Raw genomic sequence first — 7,179 nt, forward strand, 5'->3', positions numbered from 1 at the left:
AAATTATTAACAGTGATATTATTCAATATGCATTTCAAGGCCGAGACCCATAAGCTCTCGTAGAAGTACCTTGAATGATTCGGGCACGTCTCCATCGGGCAGGTTCTCTCCCTTAACGATGGCCTCATAAACTTTTGAGCGCCCTTTTACGTCATCACTTTTCACAGTGAGCATTTCTTTGAGAATGCTGGATGCACCGTAAGCATACAGTGCCCATACCTCCATCTCACCAAGACGCTGACCACCAAACTGAGCTTTACCGCCCAATGGTTGCTGCGTAATGAGAGAGTAAGGACCAATAGAACGGGCATGCATCTTATCTTGAATCAAGTGATTCAATTTCAGCATGTAGATATATCCTACGGTTGTTTTCTGTGCGAAAGGCTCACCGGTACGTCCATCGTATAATTTCACGCGGCCGTCTTCCGGCAGTCCAGCTTCTTTAAGTTTCTCTCTAACTTCATCCATGGAAGCACCATCGAAAATAGGAGAAGCAAAATTAACTCCCATCTTCTTAGCAGCCCAGCCAAGAATGGTTTCATAAATCTGTCCGAGGTTCATACGAGATGGTACACCCAGCGGGTTCAGGCAGATATCAACAGGTGATCCGTCTTCCATGTACGGCATATCTTCTACCGGTACAATTTTAGCCACAACACCTTTGTTACCGTGACGTCCGGCCATCTTGTCACCTACTTTCAGCTTACGCTTTTTGGCAACATATACTTTGGCTTTCTGGATGATGCCTGGTGGCAGTTCATCTCCTACCTGGATGGCAAACTTACGTCGTTTCGCCTCGGTATCAATTTCTCTGCGAAGATCCCGGTAGTTGGCAAACAGACGTTTAACCATTTTCACCAGCTCACCGTCGGTTGCCCAGTCAATATTCTCATTGATATTAACGGGATCCAGTTCTTCAAATACGGATTTCTTGTACTTCTCGCCTTTTGGTATCAGCTCTACGTTACTGTAGTTGTATACCCCAGGGGAAGTCTTGTCTCGCAACAGGGAATACATCTTATCAGCCCACTGCTGATTCAATTCAGCTACTTTCTGGGAATGACGTTCTTCCTCTTGCTCAACACGTTTTTTCTCTTCTTTACGTGATACCAACTCATCGCGCTTACGGCTAAAGAGTTTGGTGTCAATCACAGTTCCTGCAACACCTGGTGGTACTTTAAGTGATGCATCTTTCACATCACCGGCTTTATCACCAAAGATAGCGCGCAGTAATTTCTCTTCCGGAGTAGGATCGGTTTCACCTTTAGGAGTAATCTTACCTACAAGGATATCGCCATGCTCAATCTTGGCACCTACACGGATAATACCGCGCTCGTCCAGATTACGTGTGGCGTCTTCACTTACGTTAGGAATCTCACGAGTTAGCTCTTCTTCACCACGTTTGGTGTCTCGAACCTGTTGTTCAAATTCCGTTACGTGGATAGATGTATAAATATCTTCTTGTACAATACGCTCACTTACTACAATGGCATCCTCAAAGTTATAACCTCTCCAGGGCATGAAAGCCACAAGCAGGTTACGGCCAAGAGCAAGCTCACCATTTTCGGTAGAGCATCCATCGGCCAGGCATTGTCCTTCCGTCACCTTATCGCCGATCTTAACAACCGGGCGCTGGTTGATGGTAGTATCCTGATTTGTACGGATAAATTTGTTCAGTTCGTATGATTTAATACCACCGTCGAAGTAGCAATGTTGCTCATCCTCGGAACGATCGTATTTCACACGAATTTCAGTCGCACTTACATATACTACTTCGCCATCGGCGTCTGCAGTAATGATAGCGCGGGAGTCACGAGCGGCACGTTGCTCCAGACCGGTTCCTACTACAGGAGCCTCCGGACGCAATAATGGTACCGCCTGACGCTGCATGTTCGATCCCATCAGGGCTCGGTTAGCATCATCGTGCTCAATAAATGGAATCAGCGCAGCCGCCAACGAGGTAATCTGGTTGGTAGCAACGTCCATGTATTCAATAGTATCAGGCTTAACGCGCAAGTAGTTACCTTCTCGTGTTCTTGAGAAGATCGCTTCACTTTCGAACTTACCTTCAGTATCAATCTCGGCGTTGGCCTGTGCAATAACCGTTTCATCTTCCTGCTCAGCAGCAAGATACTCAACGTCCTTGGTAACTTTACCGTCTTTCACCTTACGATAAGGTGTTTCGATAAATCCAAAGTCATTTACTTTAGCGTGTACACACAAGGAAGAAATCAAACCAATGTTTGGACCCTCAGGGGTTTCAATCGGGCAAAGTCGTCCGTAATGTGTGTAGTGAACGTCACGAACCTCGAAACCAGCACGCTCACGAGTCAGACCTCCAGGTCCCAGGGCCGACATACGACGCTTGTGCGTCAGCTCGGCAATCGGGTTGGTTTGATCCATAAACTGTGACAGCTGGTTCGTTCCAAAGAAGGTGTTAATCACGCTGGAAATAGTACGTGCGTTAACCAAATCCTGCGGGGTCAGCTGCTCGGCATCGCGAGAGTTCATACGCTCGCGAATAGTACGTGCCATTCGGGCAAGACCAATAGCAAATTGCTGTCCAAGCTGCTCGCCTACGGTACGTACACGTCGGTTACTCAGGTGATCAATGTCATCCACCTGAGATTTCATATTCTTGAGGCGGATTACCTCTTTTACAATTGCAACAATATCCTCTTTCGTCAGATACTGCAGATCCTGGTCTTGATCAAGATGCAGACGCTTGTTCAGACGGTAACGTCCTACTTCACCAAGGTCGTACTTCTTATCACTGAAGAACAACCGCTCCAGGATAGATCGTGCAGTTTCCGGATCAGGCATCTCGCCAGAACGGATTTGCTGATAGATTTCGCCCAATGCAGAATTCTCATCATAGGTAGGATCCTTACGCAGTGTATTCATTATAACGGAACGCTCGGATTCCTCAGCGGAAATCTTCTGAACCAGCACTTTTTTCACATCAGCTTCCTGGAACATACCGTAATCATCTTCGGTGATCTCGTGATCACGCTCAAATATTACCTTACGGTTCAGGGCTTCAGTAACCTCGCCGGTTTCATCGTCCACCACTTCTTCCATTTCTTCCATAACGATGTTTTCAGCCAAGCGGCGTTCAACAAGGTTTTTCTTGAAATGCTCTTTCTTACCGAATTTAATTTCTTCAGAAAGCTCAAAGAGGTTGAGTAGTTCAAAGTCAGAGGAGTATCCCAAAGCACGCAACAGTGTAGTTGCAGGAACTTTTTTCTTACGATCGATATACGCCCATAATACGTCGCGGATATCAGTTGTAAATTCAATCCAGGATCCTTTAAACGGAATAACACGCGCTGAATACAGCTGTGTACCATTGGGGTGAATAGATTGTCCAAAGAATACACCGGGAGAACGGTGAAGCTGACTTACGATAACGCGCTCAGCACCATTAACTATAAAGGTACCGCGGTTAGTCATCCACGGCAGATCTCCCAGGAATACTTCCTGTTCAATGGTTTCGCTCGCTTCATCACTCTCATCTACAGATGAAAGCCGCAGCTTTGCCTTCAGCGGAACAGAATAGGTTAACCCTCTGTCCTGGCATTCAGACTCTGTATAACGGGGTACATCCACGTTATAATAAAGAAATTCAAGGATATGGGTTTCCCGGCTATCCTGGATGGGAAAATTTTCATTAAAAATACGTTGCAGGCCTTGATTTTGTCGCTCATTGGGAGCAATATCAAGCTGTACAAATTTTTCGAATGACTCTAGTTGGATATCCAGAAAATCCGGATAATCGAGTACGTGCTTTGTTTTACCAAACGACAGGCGGTCTGTGTTCGGAATAGTTTGCATCTTCTTGCTCAAAAGGAACCTCTCCTCTTAGATTGAAGGGTTATAATACGGGCAACCCCCGTTTAGATGGGGCAATATAGTATAGACGCCAATAGCCAATACCGTTTTCACGGCATTGGCTACCAACGAATGTGTAAGTATAAGTTACTTAAGCTCTACTTCAGCACCAGCTTCTTCAAGCTTGGATTTGATATCTTCTGCTTCGTCTTTGGAAACAGCTTCTTTTACGTTGTTGGGAGCTCCGTCAACTAATTCTTTAGCTTCTTTAAGCCCAAGACCAGTGATTCCGCGTACTTCTTTAATTACGGCAATCTTCTTGGCGCCAGCGCTCTTCAGAACTACGTCAAACTCAGTTTGCTCTTCGCCACCGCCGGCTTCTCCGCCGCCTGCAGGTCCGGCTACTGCTACAGCAGCCTGAGCTGGTTTGATATCGTATTCTTCTTCAAGAATAGTTGCAAGTTCGTTTGCTTCTTTAATTGTTAGGTTGACAAGCTGTTCAGCTAAATCTTTAACGTCAGCCATTGTTTTCTCCAGTTGTTTTTGATATAAAAAATTCTAGTTGATAAAAATAAGGGGTTATTCTTCGCCTTTTTCAGCGATGGTTTTTACTGCACCAACAAGGTTAGAGCCTTGTGATTCAAGCGCACCAACAACATTTGACAGTGGCGCCATCAATAGACCAAGGATATCGCCAATAATCTCGTTTTTCGACTTCATCGCCGCTAAAACGTCCAGCTTATCTTCACCGTAGAAATCTCCGTCTACAATAGCTGCTTTAAATGTTGGCTTGTTGTGCTCCTTGATAAATTCTTTCAAAACCTTCGCAGGGGCGGCTAATTCTTCTTCAACAAAAGCAAAGGCATTTTGCTCGTTGAGTGACGGAATGATTTCATCATATCCGCCTACCTCTTCCATAGCAAGCTTAACCAATTTGTTTTTGTAAATTTTGAAGCGAATATCTCCCTTACGAAATGCACCGCGCAGTTCATTCATTTCAGGTACCGACATGCCAGAATAATTTGCGATGTATAATGCGCTCGCATTCTGTAGCTTGTCGTTCAATTCATCTAAAACTGCTCGCTTTTCTGCAGTAGGCATAATTCAATTCCTCCTATTATAGGGATGTTACTGCGGTTCTGCTTATCGGGATGCTAGGTCCCATTGTACTGCTCATGAAAACACTTTTCACGTACAGTCCTTTTGCGGAAGCCGGTCTCAGGTTCATAACCGTTCGAAAGAATGCCTCAACATTGTCTTTCAGGTCACTTGCGCTAAAACTTACTTTACCAACAGATGTATGAAGGATTCCGGTTTTATCAACACGGAAATCAATTTGTCCGGCTTTAACTGTTTTCACAGCATCAGCCACATCCATTGTTACTGTTCCACTTTTAGGGTTAGGCATCAACCCGCGGGGCCCTAAAAAGCGCCCAAGCTTACCGAGTTTACCCATTACGTCGGGTGTGGCGATAATAACGTCAATATCGGACCACCCTTCTTCAATTTTTGTGATGTAATCATCAAGACCAACATGGTCGGCACCAGCTTCTCTGGCTTCATCTTGCTTAGCTTCGTTAACGAGAGCTAATACTTTAACTTCTTTACCTGTACCATGAGGCAAGCTCACGGTGCCACGAACCATTTGGTCGGCGTGACGAGGATCAACACCCAAGCGGATGTCTACGTCTACAGATTCATCGAAATTAGCGGTAGATGTTTTTTTAACCAGATCGCACGCTTCTTCCAAAGTATATTCTACCTCGGGATTCACGAGTGCCACAGCTTGTTGGTATTTCTTTCCTTTTTTTGCCATGATCACAATTTCCTTACTTTTCGCGATTTACTCTAAGACCCATACTGCGAGCCGTTCCTGCAATCATTTCAGCACCGGCTTCGACGTCAAACGCATTTAAGTCTTCCATCTTTTCCTCTGCTATATCTTTGCATTGGCTCCAGGTAACCGTTCCTACTTTCTTTCGGTTCGGTTCGCCAGATCCGGACTTGATTTTCGCTGCTTTTTTGAGAAGTACAGGTGCGGGTGGGGTCTTTGTTTTAAATGTAAAAGACTTATCCGCATAAACAGTAATCTCAACAGGAACAACAGTTCCGGCCTTGTCCTGAGTCTTAGCGTTAAAGGCTTTACAAAACTCCATAATGTTGATCCCCGCCTGACCGAGTGCCGGCCCAACAGGTGGCGCAGGGTTTGCCTGCCCCCCAACAATCTGGAGCTTCAGGATAGTTTCAACTTTTTTAGCCATGGATTCTCAGGATCCTATAATTAATAACTTCAGTTTAATTTGCGTAATAGCTAGTGTGCATCAACTAGGTTCTTTATTAAGTAGCCGATTCAACTTGGTTCACATGAACTTCTACAGGGGTCTTACGGCCAAAAATACTGACCAACACTCTCAATTTTAATCGTTCGGTGTTTACTTCCTGTACGGTACCATCAAAATCTTTAAATGGCCCGGATATTACTTTAACCAAGTCGCCTTCGCTGTACGGAATTTCAATATTCCGCGCTTCTTCTCCACCTTCACGCACTCGTCCAATGATGCGTTGAACTTCGTGCTTTTTAAGGGGAGTCGGCACCGTCTGGCTTTTACCTACTTTCAAAAAACCAAGGCAGGAAGGTGCCGAATCTACTAAGTTGTTTACTTCTTCATCATAATGAGCGTTCAAGAGAATATACCCGGGAAAGAAATTCTTCTCCCGCGTACGTTTTTTACCAGAACGAATCTCCACGACAGTCTCCGTAGGAATCAAGATCTCCTTGACTTTATCCTCCAGCCCCTGTTCTTCGATTTCGCGCTCCAGAAACTCTTTAACTTTTTTTTCATGGCTCGAAAAGCAGCGTACTACGTACCAGCCATGTTCCATTTCTTTGCTCATTATTAACTATAAATAGCTTCTAATACAGTGCTGTAAATTTGATCTACCCCAAAAATAAAAACCGAAAGAATGATAGAAAATACCACCACTATAATAGTGTTATCAATCAGCTCTTTTTGGGTTGGCCAGGAAACTTTTTTGAATTCCTTTACAACACCGTCGAAAAAATCATTAATCTTGCTCATATCGTATATTTATCTGTGCACGGGTGGAGAGGCTCGAACTCCCGACACCTGGTTTTGGAGACCAGTGCTCTGCCAACTGAGCTACACCCGTAAACATGCACAGAAGTAGGCGACCGAAATCACCTACTTCTTACATTGTGCAAAGTTTTACTGATTAGCAGCTTACTGTGCTTAGTCTAAGATTTTACTTACAACTCCGGCACCAACAGTACGTCCGCCTTCGCGAATCGCAAACCGCAGGCCTTCTTCCATGGCTACCGGCTGAATC

Annotated in this window: 8 protein-coding genes and 1 tRNA gene; all 9 read right to left on the reverse strand. The window is 44.9% G+C overall.

Annotated features, from left to right (window positions below; genetic code table 11):
- Positions 1 to 18: 18 nt before the first annotated feature.
- A complete protein-coding gene (gene rpoB, locus FN815_RS18480; protein ID WP_142456332.1) occupies positions 19 to 3,834 on the reverse strand; it encodes a DNA-directed RNA polymerase subunit beta in 3,816 nt (1,271 codons plus the stop codon).
- A 144-nt stretch (positions 3,835 to 3,978) separates the two neighbouring features.
- Positions 3,979 to 4,356 (reverse strand): 50S ribosomal protein L7/L12, encoded by a 378-nt coding sequence (gene rplL / locus FN815_RS18485; protein ID WP_142456324.1) that lies wholly within the window; start codon positions 4,354 to 4,356, stop codon positions 3,979 to 3,981.
- A 54-nt stretch (positions 4,357 to 4,410) separates the two neighbouring features.
- Positions 4,411 to 4,932, reverse strand: coding sequence for a 50S ribosomal protein L10 (rplJ, locus tag FN815_RS18490; RefSeq protein ID WP_142456325.1), 522 nt, complete (start codon positions 4,930 to 4,932; stop codon positions 4,411 to 4,413).
- Positions 4,933 to 4,948: 16 nt separating this feature from the next.
- Complete coding sequence (gene rplA / locus FN815_RS18495; protein ID WP_142456326.1) at positions 4,949 to 5,647, reverse strand: 50S ribosomal protein L1; 699 nt, start codon at positions 5,645 to 5,647, stop codon at positions 4,949 to 4,951.
- A gap of 13 nt (positions 5,648 to 5,660) precedes the next feature.
- Positions 5,661 to 6,092 carry a 50S ribosomal protein L11 gene (gene rplK / locus FN815_RS18500; protein ID WP_142456327.1) on the reverse strand — a complete coding sequence of 144 codons (432 nt, stop codon included), beginning with the start codon at positions 6,090 to 6,092 and terminating at the stop codon, positions 5,661 to 5,663.
- A gap of 76 nt (positions 6,093 to 6,168) precedes the next feature.
- Entirely contained in the window at positions 6,169 to 6,726 is a 558-nt protein-coding gene (gene nusG / locus FN815_RS18505; RefSeq protein ID WP_142456328.1) for a transcription termination/antitermination protein NusG, read from the reverse strand.
- 2 nt (positions 6,727 to 6,728) lie between these two features.
- Positions 6,729 to 6,911 carry a preprotein translocase subunit SecE gene (gene secE / locus FN815_RS18510; protein WP_142456329.1) on the reverse strand — a complete coding sequence of 61 codons (183 nt, stop codon included), beginning with the start codon at positions 6,909 to 6,911 and terminating at the stop codon, positions 6,729 to 6,731.
- Positions 6,912 to 6,929: 18 nt separating this feature from the next.
- Positions 6,930 to 7,002: transfer RNA gene (locus tag FN815_RS18515), tRNA-Trp, on the reverse strand.
- Positions 7,003 to 7,082: 80 nt separating this feature from the next.
- The coding region (locus FN815_RS18520) for an EF-Tu C-terminal domain-related protein (RefSeq protein WP_142456330.1) at positions 7,083 to 7,179 on the reverse strand (97 nt) is incomplete at its 5' end.

It is taken from the genome of Gracilimonas mengyeensis (assembly GCF_900182705.1).
GTDB lineage: Bacteria > Bacteroidota > Rhodothermia > Balneolales > Balneolaceae > Gracilimonas > Gracilimonas mengyeensis.

Bases quoted from the DNA above. Each gene is read 5' to 3' on its own strand.
- rplA (WP_142456326.1), bottom strand. From the start codon at position 5,647: ATGGCAAAAAAAGGAAAGAAATACCAACAAGCTGTGGCACTCGTGAAT.
- nusG (WP_142456328.1), bottom strand. From the start codon at position 6,726: ATGAGCAAAGAAATGGAACATGGCTGGTACGTAGTACGCTGCTTTTCG.
- secE (WP_142456329.1), bottom strand. From the start codon at position 6,911: ATGAGCAAGATTAATGATTTTTTCGACGGTGTTGTAAAGGAATTCAAA.
- rplL (WP_142456324.1), bottom strand. From the start codon at position 4,356: ATGGCTGACGTTAAAGATTTAGCTGAACAGCTTGTCAACCTAACAATT.
- rplK (WP_142456327.1), bottom strand. From the start codon at position 6,092: ATGGCTAAAAAAGTTGAAACTATCCTGAAGCTCCAGATTGTTGGGGGG.
- rplJ (WP_142456325.1), bottom strand. From the start codon at position 4,932: ATGCCTACTGCAGAAAAGCGAGCAGTTTTAGATGAATTGAACGACAAG.
- rpoB (WP_142456332.1), bottom strand. From the start codon at position 3,834: ATGCAAACTATTCCGAACACAGACCGCCTGTCGTTTGGTAAAACAAAG.